This window comes from Scandinavium sp. NPDC088450 (assembly GCF_044900545.1).
Classification (GTDB): domain Bacteria; phylum Pseudomonadota; class Gammaproteobacteria; order Enterobacterales; family Enterobacteriaceae; genus Scandinavium.
Genome location: NZ_JBJDNI010000023.1, coordinates 59,792 through 83,171, shown reverse-complemented (window position 1 = coordinate 83,171; position 23,380 = coordinate 59,792). Strand labels below are relative to the sequence as shown.

Genomic DNA, 23,380 nt, shown 5'->3' with positions numbered 1-23,380 from the left:
GCCGGGCGGCGCTGCGCTTGCCCGGCCTACAAGGTCTGATTTTGTAGGCCGGATAAGCGATAGCGCCATCCGGCATTGCCATTACGCGTTCGGCAACCCTTCCACCGCCGCAGCACTCTCTTTCTGCTGCGAAGCGTGTTCTTCTTTCGCCTTCAGGCGATCCCAAATCCGGAAGAACGGATAGTAAATCACCAGTGAAATCGCCAGATTCACCACCTGCAAGACCGTGCCGGAAACATGCCCGCCCGTTGCCAGGTAGCCGCTGATAAAAATCGGCGTGGTGAACGGCAGCGCAATCCCCGCAGGCGGCGCGACCAGCCCGGTGGCCATCGCGGTGTAGGTTACAATCACCAGGATCACTGGCGTCAGAATAAACGGCAGGAAGAAGTACGGGTTCATCACCAGCGGGATGCCGAACACCATCGGTTCGCTGATGTTAAACAGCGCTCCCGGAGCCGCGATTTTCCCGAGCTGCTTCAACTGCACACTGCGGCTTCTGAACAGCATAAACAGCACCAGGCCTAACAGCGCGCCCGTGCCACCCGGGGCAATCCACAAATCGTAAAACTGCTGGGTAATGATATGTGGGATCGGCAGGCCCTGCTGGAACGCAGTCAGGTTTTCCGCCATGTTGGAGAGCCACACGGGCTGGATGAACACCAGCACAATGGCGTCGCCGTGCAGACCGAGCGTCCACAGAATGCCAATCAGGATAACTGAGATGATCATTCCCGGCAGCGTGCCGCCGACATGGTGCATCGGAATGCCGATAATCGTCGCGATCATGCTGTTAATGTCGCCGAACGGTGAGGCTTCTACCGCCAGACGCAACGCCAGCACGACGGCAAGGACGCAAAAGCCAGGGATCAGCGCGAGGAACGATTTTGCCACCGCAGGCGGCACGCCATCTGGCATACGGATAACCAGATTACGACCGGCGACAAAGCGGTAAATCTCGGTCGACAGCAGCGAAATCACAATCGCCACAAACAGCCCCTGGCTGCCCACCAGATTCACCGGAATGACACCCTTCACCACTTCTGCCGCACCGTGAACCGGCGTGAACAGCGTGTTCTGCGGAATGGTCATCACGAACGCCACCAGCGACATCGCCCCGGCGGTGAGCGGGTCAAGCGTGCGGTATTTTTCCGCCAGGCGATAGGCAATCCCGAAGCTCGAAATCAGCGCCATGATGTCGTAGGTCGCTTTCACCGGGTAGAGCATCTTATCGCGCCAGACGTCACCAAACAGATGCGTCATCATCTCGGCATAACCCGGCACCGGCAGATAGGCGAAAATCAGGAAAAACGAGCCAATCAACATAAACGGCATGTTGAGGATGATCCCGTCACGCACCGACAGCACGTGTTTTTGCCCGGCGATTTTCAGCGCGACGGGCATGACATAGCGTTCAATCAAAGTCGTTTTTGACATGGTGAAATCCCGTCTAAAAGATCAGTTAAACTGCGGCAACCACTGACGATTCAGGGTTAACACTTCTTCCAACAGCGCCTGCGCATCCGTCACGTTGCCCACCAGCGGGTTGGTGACCAGCGCCAGCAGCGCACTCTCGCGGCAACCATGAACCGCCGCTTCAATCGTTAAATGCTCAAAGGCTTTGACCTGCTGCGTCAGGCCGTTCATGGCGGGAGGCAACGGCCCGAACGCCAATGGACGTGCGCCCTGTGCATTGATAATGCTGTTAGTCTCCACCACCGCATCTTCGTCCAGGCCATGGATAGCCCCGTTGTTGCGGGTGTTGACCACCATCTCTTTGCCGAGGTTGTTGTGAATCGCGTTGATCAATTCCACCGCCACTTCGGAGTAATACGCGCCGCCGCGGAAACTTAGTTGTTCTGGCTTTTCGTCGAGGTTCGGGTCGGCATACAGCTCAAACAGTTCCTGCTCGACTTTCATCACCTGCTCCGCGCGGGTGCCTTTGCTTTTCGCTGCTTCAATCTCATCGGCCAGCATCGCAGGCGTCAGCCAGAAATAGCGGTGATACGGACACGGAATCGCCTTCAGCGCACGCAGGAAATCGGCGGGCCACGGCAACTCTTTAATGTTGTTCATCGAAAGCGCAGTGCCGTCACACAGCATCTCAATCACTTTCGCGGTGACGTCTTTATCGCCCTGCATCACTTTGTGGATCCAGACCATGTGATTCAGCCCGGCGAAGCGCAGGTTCAGCGTGGCTTCATCGGCATTCAGCATTTTGCCAATCATGTGCTGCATGTTGATTGGCACATTACACAGCCCGATAATTTTCGCCTTGCTGTAGCGGCTGACGGCCTCAGTCACAATGCCCGCCGGGTTGGTGAAGTTGAGGATAAAAGCGTCCGGAGCCAGCTCTTCCACTTTGCGAGCCACCTCGAGAATGACCGGAATCGTGCGCAGCGCTTTCGCAAACCCGCCAACGCCGGTGGTCTCCTGACCCAACAGATTGTATTTCAGGCCCAAACGCTCATCCTGAGCGCGCGCCGCAAGTTGCCCGACGCGCAGTTGTGTCAGCACAAACTTCGCCCCGCGAATCGCATCATCGAGGGTGAAATGCACGCTAACTTTGACGTGTTCCAGCCCTTTGTGTTTGAGCATTCGCTCCGTCAGCGCCGCGATGATGTTGACCTTTTCACGCCCGGAGTCCACGTCCACCAGCGCCAGCTCCGTGACCGGCAGCTGTTCGTAGCGCACGATGATGCCTTCAATCAGTTCCGGGGTGTAGCTACTGCCGCCGCCGATCACGGCGATTTTCAATGGTTGCATGACGACCTCATTTTCGGCACACGAAAGCCTGCGCGTGAACGCCAGCGTCACGCGGAAGTGCCTGTCAGGAGTGATGGAAAAAGTTAGTGAGCGATGAGTGCCAGCGCTTTGTCGAGCACCGCCGCGCCGCGCATCAGGCCGTAATCGGCCATGTCGATAACCGCCACGGCTTTGCCTTGCGGGGCGGCAATCGCGGTCAGACGCGCGGCTTCATACTTGACCTGCGGCCCAAGCAGGACGACGTCCGCACCGGGCAGCTCGCGTTCAAATTCGGCCACTGGCACCGCGTAAATATCCAGCTCCAGCGAGCGCTGCTGGGCTTCGGCTTTCATTTTGCTGACCAGCATGCTGGTCGACATCCCAGCGGCACAGCATAAGACGATTCGTTGCATAACATCCCCTTGGGTTATTCGCATCACCAATCAGATGAGTGCGACTATATTGTTAAGATTATGTAATGGTGAAGGCTATATGAAATTTATTTTCATGCATGTGATCCAGGTACACTTTCCGAGTATTATTTGTTCGCAACATATCCCTGAATCAAGTCGAAACGTAGGCGTCATCTCGATTTAGTGGTATAACCAGCATTACCGCTAATTGAAAAATATTTTCAAACCGTGACATCACGCAAAGGAAAACAGCCGATGGATATCGTGGGTCAACTGCAGGATGGGATGAGACGCTTTAGCGCTCAGGAATCCCGGGTGGCGGCGTTTATTCTGGAAAATATGAGCTTCACCGCCAGCGCCTCGATTGACGAACTGGCGGCCAAAGCGGGCGTCAGCCCGGCGACCATCACCCGTTTTGCCCGTTCGGTGGGCTGTGATGATATTCGTGACCTGCGTAAGCAACTGGCTCAGGCCAGTGAGCGTCGCTCGACCTGGCTTCAGGAAAATAGCGCCGCGCTGCCCTCCAGCTGGCGTGACCGTTTCGATGTCATCAACCTCACGCTGGCGCATCAGCTTCAGCACACCAGTGAAAGCGCGGTTGAAAAATTGAAGGCTCGGCTGCTGAGTGCCCGTGCGGTTCACTGTTTTGCACTTGGTGAACACGACATTCCGCTGGCGACACTGCTTCAGCACCAGCTGTTGCCGTTAGGCATCGTCATCAATTTGTGTCAGGACGGTAACCTGATGCGGATGATTGCCAGCACGCTCAGTGATGATCATGTTCTGATGGTGCTGGCCACCGGCGCCGCCGACAGCATTCTGCAAGGTGCAACGCTACAGGCACGAATGCAGGGAGCCACCATTTTCGCCCTCACGCCGGACGGCCACGCGCTCAGTAACATGGCCGCTGAAGTCCTGCCGCTTGCCCCCTCACCGCAGGCGGCGCGCTACGCGCTATTGATGCTGGCAGACTTGCTCAACGATACCCTGATTGCGTGATCGTTTTCACAGCGTTGCTGGCGCTGTGAACAGCTGATTTCGTTGCTTTTTTACCCACCTCTCAGTATCGGACATTTCACCTAAAGCGAAACCGCCCGTCTGCCGCGCTGTGCCATTTTTACTTTGTTCTGAATCAAAAAAATCGCAAACATGTTTGATGCAAATCACTACATATAGAACTTAGAATGCACCCCGGCCCTACATATTGTATTAATCGTCTATTCTCTCATCAATGACTGCCAAAGACTGGCGGTGAGAAGTGTGGATAAAAAGGGCCGGTACTGAAGAAAGTGTTTGGCTGACAAGCTGAATCCTCTCTGAGGTTTGCATTCCCCCTCTGTGGATAACCTGTTCTTTAAATATGGAGTGATCATGACACCGCATGTGATGAAACGAGATGGCTGTAAAGCGCCTTTCAACTCAGCACGCATCCAGGAAGCAATCCTGCGTGCGGCCAAAGCAGCGGGAGTCGATGACGCAGACTATTGCGCCACCGTCGCAGAAGCCGTCAGCCTGCAAATGCAGGGTCGCGACCAGGTTGATATTAATGAAATCCAGACTGCGGTTGAAAACCAGCTGATGTCTGGGCCGCACAAACAGCTGGCTCGTGCCTATATCGAGTACCGTCACGACCGTGACGTCCAGCGTGAAAAGCGCGGTCGCCTGAACCAGGAAATTCGCGGTCTGGTTGAGCAAACCAACTCCTCCCTGCTCAACGAGAACGCCAACAAAGACAGTAAAGTGATCCCCACCCAGCGCGACCTGCTGGCGGGCATCGTGGCTAAGCACTACGCACGCCAGCATTTGCTGCCGTATGACGTGGTGCAGGCGCACGAGCGTGGGGAAATTCACTACCACGATCTCGACTATTCGCCGTTCTTCCCGATGTTCAACTGCATGTTGATCGACCTGAAAGGCATGCTGACTCAGGGCTTTAAGATGGGTAATGCGGAAATTGCTCCGCCGAAATCCATCTCAACCGCCACGGCGGTCACCGCGCAGATTATCGCTCAGGTCGCCAGCCACATTTACGGCGGTACCACCATTAACCGCATTGACGAAGTGCTGGCCCCGTTCGTCACCCTGAGCTACGAGAAGCACCGTAAAACTGCAGAAGAGTGGCAAATTCCGGATGCGGAAGGGTATGCCCATTCCCGCACCGAAAAAGAGTGTTATGACGCGTTCCAGTCGCTGGAATATGAAGTCAACACCCTGCACACCGCCAACGGCCAGACGCCGTTCGTGACCTTCGGTTTTGGCCTCGGCACCAGCTGGGAATCTCGCATGATCCAGCAGTCGATCCTGCGTAACCGCATTGCGGGCCTTGGCAAAAACCGTAAAACCGCAGTGTTCCCGAAACTGGTGTTTGCTATCCGCGACGGCCTGAACCACAAAGTCGGCGATGCCAACTACGACATCAAACAGCTGGCGCTGGAGTGTGCGAGCAAGCGCATGTATCCCGATATTCTCAACTACGACCAGGTTGTGAAAGTGACTGGCTCGTTCAAAACGCCAATGGGCTGCCGCAGCTTCCTCGGCGTGTGGGAAAACGAGAACGGCGAAGAAGTGCATGATGGCCGTAACAACATCGGCGTGATCAGCCTCAACCTGCCGCGCATTGCGCTGGAAGCGAAGGGCGACGAAGCTGCATTCTGGACACTGCTGGACGAACGCTTGCAACTGGCACGCAAAGCGCTGATGACCCGCATTGCCCGTCTGGAAGGCGTGAAAGCCCGTGTCGCACCAATCCTCTATATGGAAGGCGCTTGCGGCGTACGTCTGAAAGCAGACGATGATGTGGCGGAAATATTCAAAAACGGCCGCGCGTCCATTTCACTGGGTTACATCGGCATTCACGAAACCATCAACGCGCTGTTCGGCAATCAGCATATGTACGACAGCGAAGCCTTGCGTGAAAAAGGCATCGCGATTGTGCAGCGTCTGCGTGATGCGGTCGATTTGTGGAAAGAAGAAACTGGCTACGGCTTCAGCCTGTACAGCACCCCAAGTGAAAACCTGTGCGACCGCTTCTGCCGCCTTGATACCGCGCAGTTTGGCCTGGTCGACGGCGTGACAGACAAAGGCTACTACACCAACAGCTTCCACCTCGACGTGGAGAAGAAGGTGAACCCGTACGACAAGATCGATTTCGAAGCGGGTTACCCGCCGATCGCTAACGGTGGCTTCATCTGTTATGGCGAATACCCGAACATTCAGCACAACCTGAAAGCGCTGGAAGACGTGTGGGATTACAGCTATCAGCACGTGCCGTATTACGGCACCAACACGCCGATTGATGAGTGTTACGAGTGCGGTTTCACCGGTGAATTCGAGTGCACCAGCAAAGGCTTCACCTGCCCGAAATGCGGTAACCACGACGCGGCCCGCGTGTCTGTCACCCGCCGAGTGTGTGGCTATTTAGGCAGCCCGGACGCGCGTCCGTTTAACGCCGGTAAGCAGGAAGAAGTGAAGCGTCGCGTGAAGCATTTGGGAAATGGGCAGATCGGCTAAGCATCGGCGTTCGCTGGAAGATTTCCCCCTCACCCCTGCCCTCTCCCTCAAGGGAGAGGGAGTAAAAGCGGCTGATCCTCTGCGCGATGCTCCCCCTCTCCCCTGCCCTCTCCCACAAGGGAGAGGGAGTAAAAGCGGATGATCCTCTGCGCGATGCTCCCCCTCTCCCCCGCCCTCTCCCTCAGGGAGAGGGAGTAAAAAAACAATCCCCTCTCCCCGTGGGAGAGGGTTAGGGAGAGGGCATCAGGCCGCATTGCTCTCACATAAATGAGTCATAACATGAATTTCCACCAATACTACCCCGTCGACATCGTCAATGGCCCCGGCACTCGTTGCACCCTGTTTGTCTCAGGCTGCGTCCACGAATGCCCTGGCTGCTACAACAAAAGCACCTGGCGGCTTAACTCCGGCTTACCGTTCACTCAGGAAATGGAAGACAGGATCATCGCCGATCTCAACGACACTCGCATCAAACGTCAGGGGCTGTCGCTGTCTGGAGGCGATCCGCTGCATCCGCAGAACGTGCCGCACATTCTGCGACTGGTGAAGCGCGTTCATGCGGAATGCAAAGGGAAGGATATCTGGATCTGGACGGGCTATAAGCTGGATGAGCTGACTGAGGCTCAACTGGAGGTCGTTAATCTGATCAACGTGCTGATCGACGGGAAGTTTGTGCAGGACCTGAAAGATCCCGCACTTATCTGGCGAGGCAGCAGTAATCAGGTCGTGCATCACCTGCGATGAGCCTCAGAAGCGGCTGACGCACTCCATCGCCACCGTTTTAAACTCGCTGAAGTTTTTACAGCCGCACAGCCGCGTCATCGCCCTTTCCCGCAGGAACGTCACGAAGATATCGTAAATCGCCATCGCTTCTTCGTATTCGCTTTTGCTTATCGCCAGCAGGAAAATCACGTGGGCGGTTTCGTCACCCCAGGCAATGCCTTGCGGGGCCAGCACGGTGTAAACCACGGTTTTCTTCGCCAGCAATCCTAAGGCGTGCGGCAACGCAATGCCATCCCCCAGCATGGTGCTGACGATGGCTTCACGCTCAGTCACGGAATCTAAAAATCCCGCATCAACAAACCCTTCTGCGCTGAGCTGCTGGCATAGCTCGCTGAACAGCGTCTGTCTTTCCATCGGTTCGTTGATAATGCGGAAATGGCGCGCGTCGAAGTACTTTTCCAGCATCCACGGGCGGGTTCTGTCGACCAGCACCAGCTTGCCGATTTGCTCAAGCTGATACTCCGTCGGGAACGGCGACATCACCACCACTGGCTTATCTTTTTCAGCGATGCGTACCGTCGAAACCACAAAATCTTCGCTGATGCTTTCTCGCTGTTCATACTCACGCAGCGTGATGGTGGCGGTCATTTCCAGCTGTGGATATTTGCGCTGCAACACCGCTTCAATCATGCGCACCATCGCGTTACCGGCATCGCACACCAGCAGCACGCGTGGCTGGCGCTGATAACCAATGTTGTAATGCCGCTCAAGCCCCACGCCGATGTGCAGCACCAGGAAACCAATCTCATTTTCGCTGATGGTCCACGGGGTGTATTTACTCCAGCCGGACACCGCCGCCAGCGTCATGTCCCAGGCCATCGGATAATGCTGCTTGATGTTATCCAGCAGCGGATTGGGGATCATAATCTGGTAGCGCACGCGGGTGATCATGGTCTTGATGTGCGTCAGCAGGTCGGCATGCAGCTGCTCGTCGCTCAGCAAGTTGTAGTTATAGTGCGTGTTGATGAATTGCAGGATGTAGTTGACCAGCGCTTCGTCGTCATCAGCATTGATGTGGCTGGGCGCAATCTCTTGTATCTGACGTGCGGCGATATGCACCCGCAGCCAGTTTTCTTCCGAAGCCGCCAGCGTTTTGCCGGTCATTTTTTCGAGCGTGGCCGCAATGTTACGCGCCGCGTGGAACACCTTCTCGTCGACATCATCGGCCGTAAATTCAGGCAGCGGATAACCCTCACTGATGCGTCGAACCGCCACAGCACAGTAGAGGCGCACAAACAGCTCGCCCTCATCGGTCAGACGGATGTGCCAGCGGTTGAACACCTCCTGCAACACCCCGGCGAGTTGTTCCGGCACACCTGCATTTAACGCTTCTTCGGTCAGCAGCGGATTATTGCTGTCCTGTTGGGCCAGTTGCCAGAGCAAATCGGTCAGGCAGGCGCGAATCGCCATTTCACTGCCGAACAGCTTCACGCCATGACGAGGGCGCGTTTCGAGGGTCAGCTGATAACGCGCCAGCCACTCACGCACTTCAGCCATATCGCCCTGAAGCGTCGCGCGACTGACAAACCATTCATCGGCCAAATCTTCGAGCTTGAGTGAAAAGGCGGAAGTCAGAAAGCGAACCATCAGATAGTGAACGCGTTCCGGCCCGGTACGAGGGATGCGCAGCGCACGAGGCTGAGCCTCCTGCAACGACTGAAAGAGCGCCTGATCGTCGACCCGAAGCTGATAACCATTGCCGCGACTCAGTACAAACTGCGCCCCGTGCTCGGCCAGCAAAGCATTAAGCGCAGTAATATCGGCCCGAACGGTACGTGTGGAAACGGACAACCGCTGTGCCAGCTCGTCCTGCGGCAGCGTTTCGTTTTGCAACAGGCTGAACAGTTGCGCCAGGCGTTGGTTCGGGAATCGCACTCACTATCCTCTTTGCTCAAACGGGCCAGGTCAGCCCGTGTTCCTTGCAGGGTTTACGGTGATATCACCATCTGTGACGGGCTGCCTACAGCAGTATAGCCAGGTTCAAAACTCAGCTTGCCGGTCTTCGGCGCGACCTTAAAGCGGGTGATATTGTCGCTACGCTGATTCATCACATACAGCCACTGGCCTTTCGGGTCCAGGGTGACGGTGCGTGGGTAGTCGCCCCGGGTCCAGACATCATCTTGATGAATGAGTTCGCCGTCGGCGGATACCGTAAAGTGTGCGACGCTGTTATGCAATCGATTGGCAACATATAACTGCTTGCCGTCATGGCTCAACACCAGCCCGGCGGCAAAGTTGGTGCCTTTAAATTCTTTGGGCAGTGACGAGACGGTCTTACCTTCCGTCAGCGTGCCTTTCGCGAGATCCAGTCGATAGTGAGTCAGCGTGGAGGCTTCTTCGTTGATAAGCCACAGCGCGTCGCCCTTTGGCGTGAAGACAAAGTGGCGCGGACCAGCTCCTTTCGAGGAGGCATTGATAAACGGCGGATCGTTTGGCGTCAGCTTTCCGGTTTCGTCGTTGAAGTGATACTGATAGATGCGATCCAGCCCCAGATCGGTGGAGAACACGTATTTGCCCTGAGGATCGGCGGCGATCATGTGCGCATGCGGCCCGTTGTGATCGCTGATGGCAAAGCTGCCTTCCGCGGCGGCTTCAGGTTTTCCTGCTCCTGCCGGGCCTTCATCCTGATGCGTATCCGTCGCTTCACCCAGTGAGCCATCGTCTTTAACCGGCAGCACCGCAATCGTGCCGCTGACGTAGTTCGCCACCAGCAGATGACGCCCGTTCGGCGTCAGGCTCAAATACACCGGCCCGGCCCCGCCAGAAGAAACCTGATTCAGTTCGGTCAACGTCCCGTCAGCGCCAATTTTCAGCGCCTGCACCAGCCCTTTTTCCGCTTCGCTGGCAAGGTAAAGCGTTTTGCCATCGTGAGACACGGTCAACTGCGCCGCGTTAGGGAGCGAACTGACCAACGTTTTATCGTGAAGGTCGCCAGTTTGCGGATCGACAGTGAAGCGATAAAGCCCTTCGCCGTTGGGGTTGTAGGTGCCAACCCAGGCGAACTGTGTCTGTGCAGTGGCGGCAGTGGCAAGTAACGAGAATGAAGCGACAAGCAGGTGACGTGCAGACAGCATGATGACTCCTTGACGGTGGTTGAACGTAGGTGCGGCCTGATGCCCTCTCCCCGACCCTCTCCCACAGGGAGAGGGAGAAAGTCCAGACTCGATCCAGTCCCCTCTCCCTTGGGGAGAGGGTTAGGGAGAGGGGGACATTACCCCACTAACTTTTTCGTCATATCCAGCAGAGTACGCACATCCTCAGGACGCGTGTCGCCGCTGGCTTTATCAATGATCGAGCTGTAGATATGCGGGATAACTTTCTTCACGCCCGCATCGAGGGCAATCTTCAGGATCTCGCTGTAGTTTTCGAGATCGATGCCGCCGGTTGGCTCCAGCCAGAAATCGTGGCGGGCGCAGGCTTCAGCAACAACCTGATACTCATCGCGGCATTTCAGGCCGCCCATCGGGAAGTATTTGATGGAGCTACAGCCCATGTCTTTCAGCAGCGCAATGGCGGTATCAATTGGCACGATGCCATCCTGCTCTTTGCTGCTCAGCGGGCCAGTGGAGATTTTCACCATGCCCGGAGTACCGGTTGGTGAAACCAGACCGTTGACCACCGTCTCTTTCTGCCCCAGCAGCGCACGGCTGGTTGCCACGCCGGTGAACACCTGGTTCACGTGCTGCGGCTGCACTTCGCGGGAAATCAGGCTCACCATTTCAGACTGGTTAGGGTCGCCCGCGCCCAGCCCAACGGAAAGCGCGTTGTCGATGAGCTTTGCGTATTCACGCATGTCAGCAACGGCAGCGGGGACATCCGGATAGTTTTTGGAGAGTACGCCAACCAGCACATGACCTTCTGCTGCTTCATAAACCGCGCTGGCGTTGGCTTTAGAGCCTGCCAGTACGTTCAGGCACACGCGGTCACGGTAAAAGTTTGGGGTCAGTTTCATGCGTTTTTCTCCTTGTTCAGCACTTCGCCGATGCGAGTGGCCACGATATCCAGTTGCTGTGCGTTCACGCTGCGCACATCGGCTTCAATAATGCCTTCGTTAGCTTTGTAGCCGCGGAAGTAGATGGCGTATTCGCCTTTCTTCAGTTCGGCCACCAGCTCGCCGGTGGCGATTTTGGTTACCGCTTCATCGAACTTGATTTCGGTACGCGCGATATCACGACCCGCCGCATCCCACACCACGCGGGCAGTCACGCCGTTCAGGTTGTTGAGCGCAGTAATGAATGGCGTCATCTTCTCAACCATCTGCGCGCCGCTTTCTTTTTCCGCCGTCAGGTAATGTTCGATGGCGCAGGTCAGGCCGAGAATGCCTTCTTTGCCGACTTTCATCGCGCGACCAATCCCCGCCGTCTGGCGTTTCACCCACTCAACATATTGGGTTTTGCCGATAACCAGACCACTGGTTGGCCCTTCAATCGCTTTCGCGCCGCTGTAAATCACGAGGTCTGCGCCGGAACGGTAGTAGCACTGCAAATCTTCTTCAGCCGCCGCATCGACAATCAGCGGCAGGTTGTGTTTACGCGCCACCACAACGGCCTGTTCGACGCTGAGCATGCTTTTCTGCACGCAGTGGTGAGATTTGATGTAGAGGATTGCCGCAGTACGCGGGGTGATTGCCGCCGCCAGCTGATCGGCTGAACACTCGTTCGCATAGCCCGCTTCGACCAGCTTGCCGCCGCCCAGCGCCACCATGGTGCCAACTGGCGCGCCAAAGTTAACGTTGTGACCGCGTGGCAGAACGATTTCGTTGTTCTCAATCGGCGTGACGTGCAGGTTTTCGAGCAGCCAGTCGCTGTCTTTCACCAGCACACCGGCGATGGACTGCGCGATACCCGCAGAGGCGCAAGACACCACGGTCGCGCCTTCTACGTCCAGCAGCTTCGCGATGTATTCTCCGGTCTTGTTCACCAGGTCTTTCATTTCGAAGTAGTGGTTCATGCCGGTCAGCACCGCTTCAACCACTTCCGGGCGCGGCGTGGACACGCCCAGCGCCGTCATACGGCCTGATGCGTTAATCACTTGTTTCAGCTGGTATTTCTCATAAATCGAAGGCATGTTCAGCACTCCCTTGTTCGGTCATATAGCCCTTGCCTGCACGGATGGCGGCGAGCGGCACCAGATCCTGGTCCGCCTGCAGGGCGTTGTTTTCAGCATCCACCAGCGTCACCGGCTGGTGTTTGAGCGTAAAGATGGTCAGGTCAGCGTCAAAGCCGACGGCCAGTTGGCCTTTTTGCTTGAGGCGAATCGCCTCGGCCGCATTAGAGGTCACGCAGTTGATGACCTGCGGCAGCGACATGCCAATGGCGAGGAATTTCGCCATCACCCGCGCCAGGGAGTGCACCGGGCCGTTGATACGGTTGCGGCAGTAAATATCGGAGCTGATGGTGTGCGGCAGAATGCCCATCGCGATGGCTTGCTTTGCCACCTCAAAGCTAAAGCTCGCGGTGCCGTGACCGACATCCAGTTTGATGCCGCGCTTGAGCGCACCGGAAACCGACGCTCGCAGCTCGCCAGCAGGCGTCAAAATGCGGTTCGGTTTGCCGTTATAGCAGTGAGTGATGATGTCGCCGGAAGTCAGCAGTTCGGTGATTTCATCCAGATTCGGCGGGTTGTTGCCGATGTGGACCATCAGCGGTAAATCGCCGTTGGCCTTTTGAATTTCCTTCGCTTTTTCCAGCGGCGTGATGCCGTTTTCACCGACCACGCTGCTGCTCATACGCGCTTTCAGGCCCACGATGAAATCAGGGTGGCGCTTGATAGCCGCACTCGCAGCCTGCGCATCAATGTTCGCCATGTTCGCCAGTTCGTTCTGCGCAATCAGCCCCACGCGGGAGATGTTCAGCAGCGCATAAACGTCCGTGGCGCACGGGCGAGTGAGCTCATAGAAGGTGTCTACGTCATCGGCACCGGTACTGCCGGCATCAATCACCGTGGTGACGCCGGTTGCGATACCTACGCTGTCCGGTTCGTCATTGTAAATCGGTGATTTCGGGTAGCAGTGGACGTGGAGGTCAATCCAGCCCGCGCTGACGTAGTGCTCGCCATTGAGGGAGACGACTTTCGTCGCCTCGCCGTTAATGTCGCCCAGAGCCGCAATTTTGCCGTCTTTAATGGCGATATCCGTTACCGTATCGTCAACCAGGCGTGCGCCCTTAAGCAGTAAATCAAACATCGCTTTCTCCTTGCTGACTTAACCAATCGCCACCGGGAAGATAGAACCGAGGATCATCGCCCCGAGGATCGCTCCACCGGTAATTGGCTTCTGCCAGATGTAGAACAGTAACGCGCCAACCAGCGAACCAATGCCGATAGGAATGGACGCCGTCATCGCACTGAGAATAATCAAAGGACCGAGGAAGCGGCCAGAGGCGTTACCCGCGCCCATCATCACATCCGCACCGTAGGTGGAGTTGCTCTGATTGACCGTGAATTTACGCGCCAGAATGATGATGTAGCCAATCGCCAGGCCGATAATCAGGCCTGTTGCCAGGGAAGCGGCAAAGTTAGCCACCGGGAACACAATCCCTGCGCCCAGCAGCAGCGCTGGAACGCCGAGGCCTACGCCGGTCTGAATCGCGCCGCCGATATCCAGGATACCTACCAGGGAACCTTCAATGATTCGGGCAAACAGGAAGCTCGCGCCAAACGCGGCTACCGCACCGTAGACACCGGTGTCGATGCCGGATTTCAGCATCGCCACGAAGGCCACTTCGTTAAAAGCACCGATGCCGTACAGGTAGTACATGTGTGTCCCGGCGAAGACGCCGGAGGAAAGCAGGCCGACAAAGATCGGGAATGACCAGTCCGCGTACCAAAAACCTTTATTCTGTTCCATCTGTTATCCCCTTATTTGCCGCTCAACGCGTTATGCAGCAGATCCAGCCAGTTCGGCACCGTCATGTGGAAGGACTCGATCATCTTCATGTCGAAGCCACGGAAGAAGGCACTCAGAACGAACAGGGCGATAATGGCTGCCATCATGATTTTGGTGACACGGTTCCAGCCTGCGTCTTCAACGCCTTTACCAATCAGAATACCCAGTACCAGACCCGGCACGGCGTTACCCATAATCAGCTGCGCTGCGCCGCCGAAAATAGTGGCCCAGAAGCCCGATTTCTTACCGGCATCAATCGCTGCCAGCCAGAAAATCACTGGCATGATGATGTTCACCAGCAGGTTAGCCGCAGGCACCAGCACTTTAACCGCAGTGACCTGCAACGCTTCCGGTACCGCCGACGCAGTAGAGTTGAGGAACGCCACCACGACCATGCCGATAAGGCCACAGGCAATCGCCATTTTCTTCGGGTCATGCAGGGTTTCTGCGACGTTGCGATTTTTCAGCATCAGCGCTGAAGCACCCCAGTGCGGGATGATGCGGTGGTCGACGTCCTGGGTGAACGCACCCGCTGCGACGGACGATGCCCAGGCGTTGAAGAAGAAGCCCAGACCAAAGGAGAAGTGGGAAGCCGGGTCGCCCTCACAAGAGTTGAGTTCGCCCAACGTACGAAAAGCACCCATCCCTTGCGTGGTGGGTGCATGAAACATGCGTGCTGCGCCAGCGCCCACACCGACGCCCACGAGGCCACCGATGATCAGCGATTTAAAAAGAATAATCAGGAACATGAGTCTGTCCTTTTCTAATGGTTATGTTGTCGTGACGAAATCCACTTTGTCGAGGTTTAACGCTGTCACGTTGACGGTGACATCCAGCTCCACACTGAATGTGCGACGTTCCCGGCGCAGAAAGAAAAACAGAAACGCCTCTTTCCGAACCGCCTCCTGCGCCTGAACAACCACCACGTCCTGTGGTTCAATGCGCAGTAAGATATGCGGTGATGCTTTCATCACCGTGCCTTGTACCTGGTTGAGTGCATCGGCAAAGGCACGTGCTTTCGCCTCGCCTTTGCCCTTAACCCTCACCGTGGTGGTGAATTGTTCTTTCATACTTACGCGCCGTATTTCTTCTGCCAGGCCTGAACCAGACGCTCGCCCAGCTCTTCTTTATCCATAAAGCCAAAGCCCAGTACGTTCGCGCCTTCGTTGATGGCAGTCACGCCTTCGTCGACAGAACGCATGCCGTATTTCGCTTTGTAGCCGTGCTTGGTCTGTGCGGTGATAGCGCCTGCGCCACCGCTGCCACAGAAGGAAATGCCGAAGGTTGCACCTTCTGCTTTCATGACATCGCCGAGCTTCATATCAGCGGCAACGCCTGGTACGACTACGGCACGTCCACCCGCTTTCTCAACACCGGCTGCTACTTTCTGGCCTTTGCCCAGACGGTCGCCAATCACTACGGTAATTTGTCCCATGTTTCTCTCCTTAAAGGTTTTCTTTTGCCACTTCGAAGTGCACCGACAGCAGCCAGGCTTCTTCGTCCGGAAGGTTGCCAAACTGGGCCACGACTTCGCGGGCTAGTGCCATTGATTCGGGTGAAATTTCTTCAAACAGGCTGGCTTCCACTTCGGGCAACGGTTCACCAGTAATTGACCGGTGAGCCATGGCACGGACATGTGATGTCAGCATTTGCTCCTGGACGTCGTTCGGGATGATGTCGTGACCTTTGAGCAGGCTGTACACCTGGCTCAGCATGCGTGTAGCAAGTTCTTCGGTCTGACTCCCTGCGTCGGTAATGACTGCTCCGTTGTTCACTCTTCTGACCCCGTTTGTTGCGTCTGAGTAAAAACTAACGTGGCAAGAGGGAGGTTTGTAGCGAGTTGTTTTCCACTTCAAAGTGGAAAGGCGGGCGGCAGGAGTGATCTGTCCCACAGAATTCGGCCGAATACGGCATAAATGCGAGATTAGCGTGATGACGGTCACGGGAATTGACTGGAAAGTGGGTCGGCTAAAGGGGAAATGCGCGGTGAAGTAACAGGTAAAACTGTGATGTCGATAAGGTTTTGTTATGCAAAGTGGAAGCGAAAACGGAAGGCCTGACGAGGAAAGGTCATTTTCCTCGTCAGGGGATCAGCGCTCGCCTGGATGACCAGGCGACTGATTAACGGTATTTCTGGTGATAGGTATTGCGGGTGCCTGCCAAATCAAGAGCCACGCCCTGCGCTTCCTTGATTTTGCCTTCATTTGCAAGCTTGGTTGCGCCGTCAATCTGACCAATCAGAATGTCGAAACCATGGCGGAAATCTTTCATTTCTGCGCTGTCAGGCGCTTTGCCTTCCAGCTTCGGTGGCGTCTGCTTCTGCGCATCTTGTGCAGCGGTGCGCATCTTCGCCAGTGCCGCTTTCATCTCGGTCGCGTCATCGGTTTTTTGCACAATCTTCAGGTTTTCGGACAGGGTGTCCATGTCATCGCCAAGGTCGGCAAATGCCGGTGCAGCACCCATCATCAGGGTGGAGACAGCCAGTACTGCCAGCAGGTGTTTACGCATCGCTCACTTCCTTTTACAGGTATTTTAATTATGTGGCACGCAGAGCGCGCCACCATGAGAACACACATTATTGACCGGCGATTTTCATTTCCGGCAGCAGGACTGAACCACACTGAATGTTGCTGCGCGTTTCGATATCGTCGGCCACGGTCACGATATTACGCCACATATCTTTCAGATTTCCGGCGATGGTGATTTCACTCACCGGATACTGGATTTCGCCATTCTCTACCCAGAAACCTGACGCACCACGAGAGTAATCCCCCGTGACGGCACTCACACCCTGCCCCATCAGTTCGGTCACGACAAGGCCGGTGCCCATCTCTTTAAGCAACTTTTCAAAGCTGAGACCACGACCGGGAATACGCCAGTTGTGGATGCCGCCCGCATGCCCGGTGCTTTTCAGCCCCAGCTTGCGTGCAGAATAGTTGGTCAGCAGCCACTGCGTCAGAATGCCGTCTTTGATGATGTCACGGCGTTCAGTGCGCACGCCTTCGCTGTCGAACGGCGTGGAAGCCAGCCCTTTCAGCAGGTGCGGATGCTCTTCAATGGTCAGCCATTCCGGCAGAATTTGTTTCCCGAGCGAGTCGAGCAGGAAGGTCGATTTACGATAAACCGAGCCGCCTGCAATCGCCCCAACCAGATGACCAAACAGCCCGGTCGCCACTTCGTTGGCAAAAATCACCGGCGCTTTCATGGTGGAAAGCTTGCGCGGTGAAAGACGAGAAAGCGTGCGTTGTGCGCAGTCCGCACCGACGGATTCCGGTGAGTCCAGGTCGCTCAGCGCACGGCCAATGGTGTACGCGTAATCACGTTCCATATCGCCGTTCTCTTCCGCAATGACGCTGCTGGAAAGCGAGTGGCGGCTGGAGCAGTAGCTTTGCAGCATGCCGTGGCTGTTGCCAAAGACGCGAATGCCGTAATGGCTGTTGAAGCTGCCGCCTTCGGTATTGGTGATGCGTTTGTCGGCTTTCAGCGCCGCTTGTTCCGCACGCGCCGCCAGCTCAATGGCTTCATCCGGCGTGACTTCTGCTGGATGGAACAGGTCGAGATCCGGCGCTTCAAACGCCAGCAGATCTTTTTCCGCTACGCCCGCATACGGGTCTGGCGAGGTGTAGCGCGCGATATCCAGCGCCGCTTGCACCGTGCGCGCAACCGCGTCCGGGCTTAAATCTGTGGTCGAGGCGCTGCCTTTACGGTTTTGATGATAAACCGTGATCCCCAGCGCACCGTCGCTGTTAAATTCCACGTTTTCTACTTCACCGTAACGCGTGCTGACGCTGATCCCGGTGGTCTTCGAGACGCCCACTTCTGCACCGTCAGACTTGCCCGCAGCCAGCTCCAGCGCGGTAGAGACGGCTTTTTCCAGTGCTTTACGCTGTTCTGCAACCTGTGTGATGACTTTCATCGCTAATGCCATAATGTAGAAAGGAGTTTAGTGAAGTCTAACAGAGAACCGTTTTTCAGTGGTCACTGAAACTGATAACATGCTTCTCTTTTTTTAGGAGCCTGAGATGACAAAGCAGCCCGAAGACTGGCTCGACGACGTGCCCGGTGATGACGAGAACGACGATGAAGATGATGAAATCATCTGGGTCAGCAAAAGTGAAATTAAACGCGACGCCGAGGAGCTAAAGCAGCTTGGCGCAGAGATTGTTGATCTGGGCAAAAACGCCCTGGATAAAATCCCGCTGGATGATGACCTCCGTGCCGCCATTGAACTGGCACAGCGCATCAAGATGGAGGGTCGTCGCCGTCAAATGCAGCTGATCGGTAAAATGCTGCGTCAGCGTGACGTAGACCCGATTCGCCAGGCGCTCGACAAGCTGAAGAACCGCCACAACCAACAGGTTTCATTGTTCCATAAACTGGAACAACTGCGCGATCGTCTGGTTGAAGAAGGGGATGATGCCGTTGCCGACGTGCTGAAACTGTGGCCTGACGCTGACCGTCAGCAGTTACGCTCGCTTATCCGCAACGCCAAAAAAGAGAAAGAAGGCAATAAACCGCCGAAATCTTATCGCCTGATTTTCCAGTATCTGCGCGAACTGGCAGAGAACGAAGGGTAAGTTTTGCGTATTGCCGGGCGGCACTATGTTTGCCCGGCCTACAAAAGCAACAACCCGGCTTGTAGGCCCGGTAAGGCGTCGCCGCCACCGGGCAATTAACGCCACCGGGCACTGTTTTACTCTACCGCTTCCGCTTTCTTCGCCAACCCATCCAGCAGTTTCTGGTGAATGCCACCAAACCCACCGTTGCTCATGACCAGAATGTGATCGCCCGGCTGGGCCGATTTCACAATCATATCCGTCAGCGTATCAACGTCAGCACTGAAGTGAGCTGGCTGAATGCAGGCTTCCGCCACTTCAGCGACCTGCCATGGAATGTGTGGCGGTTGCAGCAGGAAGACTTCATCGGCGCGACCAAGTGACGGCGCGAGGTCGTCTTTGCATACGCCCATTTTCATGGTGTTTGAGCGTGGTTCCAGCACCGCAAGAATGCGAGCCGTGCCGCCCACTTTGCCACGCAGCGCCTGCAATGTGGCGAGGATAGCCGTTGGGTGATGAGCGAAATCATCGTACACAGTGACACCGTTGGCTTCACCACGCAGCTCAAGACGACGACGAGCGTTCACAAACGAGCCCAGTGCATCGGCGGCATCAGCAGGTTTCACCCCCACGTGACGTGCCGCTGCAATCGCCATCAGGCCGTTATGCATATTGTGCTCGCCCACCAGGTTCCACTTCACCTGCCCGACTTTCTCGCCGTCCAACCACACTTCCCACTCAGAGGCGTCAGTGCTGATTTTCTTCGCCTGCCAGTGGCCTTGATCACCCACCAGCTCCTGCTCGCTCCAGCAGCCCATCGCCAGCGTTTGCTTCAGGTTGATGTCGTTTTCAGGCGCAATAATGCGGCCCTGGCCCGGCACGATGCGCACCAGATGGTGGAACTGTTTCTGAATAGCTTTCAGATCGTCAAAGATATCCGCGTGGTCAAACTCAAGGTTATTGAGGATCAGCGTGCGTGGGCAGTAATGCACAAACTTGGAACGTTTGTCGAAGAAGGCGCAGTCATATTCATCGGCTTCAATCACGAAGAACGGGCTGTCGCCCAGGCGTGCAGAAACCTCGAAGTTGCCCGGTACGCCACCGATCACAAAGCCAGGTTTGTAACCGCAGGCTTCCAGAATCCAGGTCGCCATGCCAGCGGTGGTGGTTTTGCCGTGCGTGCCCGCTACAGCCACAACCCAACGATCGCGCAGCACAAAATCATGCAGCCACTGCGGGCCTGACATGAACGGAATGTTTTTTTCCAGTACCGCTTCAACACACGGATTCCCGCGAGTCATGGCGTTACCGATGATCACCAGGTCTGGCTGCGGCTCAAGCTGGCTCGCGTCATAACCCTGAATCAAATCAATGCCCTGCTCTTCAAGCAGCGTGCTCATCGGCGGATACACGTTGGCGTCCGAACCGGTCACTTCGTGGCCAAGGGAACGAGCCAGCATCGCCAGTCCGCCCATAAAAGTGCCACAAATCCCCAAAATATGAATGCGCATACGTCACTGTTCCTCTTTCATCAGCCGCGTATTTTACCCTCTTGTGGGAGGAGTGAGAAACGCATTTCGGTTAATTCCGTACTTTGCTGGCGCGATTCACCTGTACGCGAGTTTTTGAATGTTTGTTAAGATTGTTGGACATCAACCGCTTTACTCAATATCAAATGCAGGGAAAGTGTTATGAAAACGTTAGGTGAGTTTATTGTCGAAAAGCAGCATGATTTTCCGCATGCAACCGGTGAACTGACTGCTTTGCTGTCGGCAATAAAGCTGGGCGCCAAGATTATCCATCGCGATGTCAACAAAGCAGGACTGGTTGATATTCTGGGGGCCAGCGGCGCAGAGAACGTGCAGGGAGAAGAGCAGCAAAAGCTCGATTTGTTCGCCAACGAAAAACTGAAAGCAGCCCTGCGCGCACGTAACATTGTGGCTGGCATTGCATCAGAAGAAGAAGACGGAATCGTCGTATTTGAAGGCTGCGAGCACGCCAAGTATGTGGTCCTGATGGACCCGCTGGACGGCTCTTCTAACATCGACGTGAACGTCACCGTCGGCACCATTTTCTCTATCTACCACCGCATCACGCCTGTCGGCACGCCCGTCACAGAAGAAGATTTCCTGCAGCCCGGTAACAAACAGGTTGCCGCAGGCTACGTCGCTTACGGCTCTTCTACGCTGCTGGTGTACACCACCGGCTGTGGCGTGCATGCGTTCACCTACGATCCTTCCCTGGGCGTGTTCTGCCTGAGCCAGGAGCGTATGTGCTTCCCGGAAAAAGGCACAACCTATTCGATTAACGAAGGTAACTACATCAAATTCCCGCAGGGCGTGAAGAAGTACCTGAAGTTCTGCCAGGAAGAAGACAAAAATTCCCAGCGTCCTTACACCTCACGTTATATCGGCTCACTGGTTGCGGACTTCCACCGTAACCTGATGAAAGGCGGCATTTACCTCTACCCAAGCACCGCCAGCCACCCACAGGGCAAACTGCGCCTGCTGTATGAGTGCAACCCAATGGCGTTCCTTGCAGAACAGGCCGGTGGTAAGGCCAGCGACGGGGAAGTCCGTATTCTGGATATCGTGCCGGAAACGCTGCACCAGCGCCGCCCGTTCTTTGTCGGCACCGAGCACATGGTCGATGACCTTGAGCGCTTTATGCGTGAGTACCCGGACGCTTAATTAAGCCCGAGCGCACCCCTCTCCCCTGCCCTCTCCCAAAGGGAGAGGGAGAAAAAACAGGCACTCCTTTCTTGGTGGGGAGAGGGAGAAAACCAAAGACCGCTCCGAACAGTCCCCTCTCCCCGCGGGAGAGGGTTAGGGAGAGGGGTTCACGCAGAACTCAAGCCGCCTGGTTCTGCAAACGGAACGAGGCCATCGCTTCCATCAGCTCGCGAGACTGTTCTTCCAGTGAACGCGTTGCCGCAGAAGACTGCTGCACCAGCGCCGCATTCTGTTGCGCGGTTTCATCCATCTGACTCACCGCAATATTGACCTGCTCAATGCCCCGGCTTTGCTCTTGCGAAGCGCTGGCAATTTCACGCATCAGTTTGGTCATGCGCATCACTTCAGACGCGATTTCATCCATGGTTTCCCCGGCCTGCTGTGCCAGGTCACTGCCTTCGCTGACGTGAGTCTGAGAATCGCTAATCAACGTGCGGATCTCTTTCGCGGCGTCAGCACTGCGGCTTGCCAGATTACGCACTTCACCCGCCACAACAGCGAATCCCCGGCCTTGCTCACCTGCGCGAGCGGCTTCAACAGAGGCGTTCAACGCCAGAATGTTGGTCTGGAAGGCGATGCCATCAATGACGCTAAGAATGTCGCCGATACGGCTGGAACTGCCGGAGATATCACGCATCTTCTCAATGACATAGCACACCATTTCGCTGCCGCGGTCGGCCGTATCGGACACGGTTTTAGCCAGCTGGTGCGCTTGCTCGGCGTTATCGGCGTTCTGTTTCACGGTGGCGGTGATTTGCTCCATGCTGGCAGCGGTCTGCTCCAGCGACGTCGCGGTGGATTCCGTTCGTTGCGCCAGGTTGTTGTTGCCTGCGGTCAGCTCGCGGCTACCGATATCAATTTGCGAGCTGGCATCACGCACGCGCAACACGGAGTCCATTAGCGACTGGCGCATTTCGCTGATAGCCGCATTGAGGCGAGTAATTTCGAGGCTGACTGGCGGATTGTCACTGTGAGTCAGATTACCCGCAGCGACTTGCTCCAGTTGGACAATCGCTTTGTTCAACGGTTTGAGCAGCATATGACGCAGCGCCAGCCACGCCAGCACGATCGCGCCAATCGTCAGCAGCATGGCGATAAACATCAACGTCATCACCCGGTTTTTGCTGGCGTGAACCACTTTCACTTCCGCCTGACCGCGCGCGTCGACCCAGTTCTGGAATGCCTGCATGTCATTATCAAACTGGCGGGACACTGGGATCAGCTTGTTCTCCAGCAGATCGTAATAGCTGTCGGCGCTTTGCTGATTCAGCGCGGCCAGCATCGGGGTGATGCCTTGCTGATTGTAGGCGGCATAGCTTTTTGCCACCTTCGCCAGCAGTTGCTCACCCTCAGGATCGTCGATGTTTGAGGCCATCACATTCGCCAGCGTCTTCTGCGCGGTGGTGACTTCACGATTGATGTTCTGCACCGATTTTGCCGCATCATCAAGCATGCCAATTTCCATCTGACGCACAGCCTGACCGGCTTCGTTGCGCGCACGCAGGATAAGCGTGTAGCCCTTGTTGAGCTGCACAAGCTGCTCGCCCTGGAGATGATTGATGCGTGATAAAGAGGAGGAACTTTTGGTGAGAGCGTAAATGCCGATGCCGCTGACAAGCAGCAGAAGCAGGGTCATCACGGCCAGTAGAGAAAGCAGGCCGGTACGGATTGAAAGCATTTTCAGCATGAGGTCATTCCCGGTAGCAAAGAGACTTTTTGGCGTAAACAAAAAGTATCGGCGGCTACCGGAAAGACTTT

The 23,380-nt window shown here is 55.9% G+C and carries 22 protein-coding genes; 5 read left to right on the top strand and 17 right to left on the bottom strand.

The window, feature by feature from the left end; translation table 11 throughout:
- Positions 1-81: 81 nt before the first annotated feature.
- The 3 genes from celB to ACI2I2_RS18445 form a co-directional block, all read right to left on the bottom strand.
- Complete coding sequence (gene celB / locus ACI2I2_RS18455) at positions 82-1,434, bottom strand: PTS cellobiose transporter subunit IIC (RefSeq protein WP_404659202.1); 1,353 nt, start codon at positions 1,432-1,434, stop codon at positions 82-84.
- 21 nt (positions 1,435-1,455) lie between these two features.
- Positions 1,456-2,763, bottom strand: coding sequence for a 6-phospho-beta-glucosidase (locus ACI2I2_RS18450; RefSeq protein WP_404659201.1), 1,308 nt, complete (start codon positions 2,761-2,763; stop codon positions 1,456-1,458).
- 83 nt (positions 2,764-2,846) lie between these two features.
- Positions 2,847-3,155, bottom strand: coding sequence for a PTS sugar transporter subunit IIB (locus tag ACI2I2_RS18445; protein ID WP_404659200.1), 309 nt, complete (start codon positions 3,153-3,155; stop codon positions 2,847-2,849).
- Positions 3,156-3,410: 255 nt separating this feature from the next.
- Here ACI2I2_RS18445 and ACI2I2_RS18440 point away from each other — a divergent pair, with 255 nt between their 5' ends.
- The 3 genes from ACI2I2_RS18440 to nrdG all read left to right on the top strand — a co-directional run bounded on the left by ACI2I2_RS18440 (position 3,411) and on the right by nrdG (position 7,409).
- On the top strand, positions 3,411-4,154 hold the full coding sequence (locus tag ACI2I2_RS18440; RefSeq protein WP_404659199.1) for a MurR/RpiR family transcriptional regulator: 744 nt from the start codon (positions 3,411-3,413) through the stop codon (positions 4,152-4,154).
- Between the two features lie 372 nt (positions 4,155-4,526).
- Positions 4,527-6,665: an anaerobic ribonucleoside-triphosphate reductase gene (gene nrdD, locus ACI2I2_RS18435; protein ID WP_404659198.1), complete on the top strand. Its 2,139-nt coding sequence runs from the start codon at positions 4,527-4,529 to the stop codon at positions 6,663-6,665.
- Positions 6,666-6,944: 279 nt separating this feature from the next.
- The gene (gene nrdG, locus ACI2I2_RS18430) at positions 6,945-7,409 is read left to right on the top strand and encodes an anaerobic ribonucleoside-triphosphate reductase-activating protein (RefSeq protein ID WP_404659197.1); all 465 of its coding nucleotides are present in this window, start codon (positions 6,945-6,947) and stop codon (positions 7,407-7,409) included.
- A 3-nt stretch (positions 7,410-7,412) separates the two neighbouring features.
- Here the strand turns inward: nrdG and ACI2I2_RS18425 are convergent, their stop codons facing one another.
- The 12 genes from ACI2I2_RS18425 to pmbA all read right to left on the bottom strand — a co-directional run bounded on the left by ACI2I2_RS18425 (position 7,413) and on the right by pmbA (position 18,262).
- Entirely contained in the window at positions 7,413-9,323 is a 1,911-nt protein-coding gene (locus ACI2I2_RS18425; protein WP_404659196.1) for a BglG family transcription antiterminator, read from the bottom strand.
- Between the two features lie 53 nt (positions 9,324-9,376).
- A complete protein-coding gene (locus ACI2I2_RS18420) occupies positions 9,377-10,522 on the bottom strand; it encodes a lactonase family protein (protein ID WP_404659195.1) in 1,146 nt (381 codons plus the stop codon).
- Positions 10,523-10,659: 137 nt separating this feature from the next.
- Entirely contained in the window at positions 10,660-11,400 is a 741-nt protein-coding gene (locus ACI2I2_RS18415) for a KDGP aldolase family protein (protein ID WP_404659194.1), read from the bottom strand.
- Positions 11,397-12,515 (bottom strand): DgaE family pyridoxal phosphate-dependent ammonia lyase, encoded by a 1,119-nt coding sequence (locus tag ACI2I2_RS18410; RefSeq protein WP_404659193.1) that lies wholly within the window; start codon positions 12,513-12,515, stop codon positions 11,397-11,399. The genes ACI2I2_RS18415 and ACI2I2_RS18410 overlap by 4 nt, the downstream gene beginning before the upstream one ends.
- Positions 12,499-13,632 (bottom strand): amidohydrolase/deacetylase family metallohydrolase, encoded by a 1,134-nt coding sequence (locus ACI2I2_RS18405; RefSeq protein ID WP_404659192.1) that lies wholly within the window; start codon positions 13,630-13,632, stop codon positions 12,499-12,501. The genes ACI2I2_RS18410 and ACI2I2_RS18405 overlap by 17 nt, the downstream gene beginning before the upstream one ends.
- Positions 13,633-13,650: 18 nt before the next feature.
- Positions 13,651-14,295, bottom strand: coding sequence for a DUF4310 family protein (locus ACI2I2_RS18400; RefSeq protein WP_097162682.1), 645 nt, complete (start codon positions 14,293-14,295; stop codon positions 13,651-13,653).
- Between the two features lie 11 nt (positions 14,296-14,306).
- Complete coding sequence (locus tag ACI2I2_RS18395) at positions 14,307-15,083, bottom strand: DUF4311 domain-containing protein (protein WP_330985381.1); 777 nt, start codon at positions 15,081-15,083, stop codon at positions 14,307-14,309.
- A 21-nt stretch (positions 15,084-15,104) separates the two neighbouring features.
- Positions 15,105-15,404 carry a DUF4312 family protein gene (locus ACI2I2_RS18390; protein WP_330985380.1) on the bottom strand — a complete coding sequence of 100 codons (300 nt, stop codon included), beginning with the start codon at positions 15,402-15,404 and terminating at the stop codon, positions 15,105-15,107.
- A gap of 2 nt (positions 15,405-15,406) precedes the next feature.
- The gene (locus ACI2I2_RS18385) at positions 15,407-15,769 is read right to left on the bottom strand and encodes an SFCGS family glycine-rich protein (RefSeq protein ID WP_404659191.1); all 363 of its coding nucleotides are present in this window, start codon (positions 15,767-15,769) and stop codon (positions 15,407-15,409) included.
- Positions 15,770-15,779: 10 nt separating this feature from the next.
- Positions 15,780-16,109: a glycine dehydrogenase gene (locus ACI2I2_RS18380; RefSeq protein WP_404659190.1), complete on the bottom strand. Its 330-nt coding sequence runs from the start codon at positions 16,107-16,109 to the stop codon at positions 15,780-15,782.
- A gap of 346 nt (positions 16,110-16,455) precedes the next feature.
- Positions 16,456-16,842 carry a cytochrome b562 gene (cybC, locus tag ACI2I2_RS18375; protein ID WP_404659189.1) on the bottom strand — a complete coding sequence of 129 codons (387 nt, stop codon included), beginning with the start codon at positions 16,840-16,842 and terminating at the stop codon, positions 16,456-16,458.
- 67 nt (positions 16,843-16,909) lie between these two features.
- Positions 16,910-18,262, bottom strand: a complete 1,353-nt coding sequence (gene pmbA, locus ACI2I2_RS18370) for a metalloprotease PmbA (RefSeq protein ID WP_404659188.1) — start codon at positions 18,260-18,262, stop codon at positions 16,910-16,912.
- A gap of 94 nt (positions 18,263-18,356) precedes the next feature.
- Here pmbA and yjgA point away from each other — a divergent pair, with 94 nt between their 5' ends.
- On the top strand, positions 18,357-18,911 hold the full coding sequence (gene yjgA / locus ACI2I2_RS18365; RefSeq protein ID WP_404659187.1) for a ribosome biogenesis factor YjgA: 555 nt from the start codon (positions 18,357-18,359) through the stop codon (positions 18,909-18,911).
- 116 nt (positions 18,912-19,027) lie between these two features.
- On the opposite strand, the gene mpl is transcribed toward yjgA, so the two are convergent.
- On the bottom strand, positions 19,028-20,401 hold the full coding sequence (mpl, locus tag ACI2I2_RS18360; RefSeq protein WP_404659186.1) for a UDP-N-acetylmuramate:L-alanyl-gamma-D-glutamyl-meso-diaminopimelate ligase: 1,374 nt from the start codon (positions 20,399-20,401) through the stop codon (positions 19,028-19,030).
- Positions 20,402-20,581: 180 nt separating this feature from the next.
- Here mpl and fbp point away from each other — a divergent pair, with 180 nt between their 5' ends.
- On the top strand, positions 20,582-21,580 hold the full coding sequence (gene fbp, locus ACI2I2_RS18355; protein WP_404659185.1) for a class 1 fructose-bisphosphatase: 999 nt from the start codon (positions 20,582-20,584) through the stop codon (positions 21,578-21,580).
- A 160-nt stretch (positions 21,581-21,740) separates the two neighbouring features.
- Here the strand turns inward: fbp and ACI2I2_RS18350 are convergent, their stop codons facing one another.
- On the bottom strand, positions 21,741-23,309 hold the full coding sequence (locus tag ACI2I2_RS18350) for a methyl-accepting chemotaxis protein (RefSeq protein ID WP_404659184.1): 1,569 nt from the start codon (positions 23,307-23,309) through the stop codon (positions 21,741-21,743).
- Between the last annotated feature and the right edge of the window lie 71 nt (positions 23,310-23,380).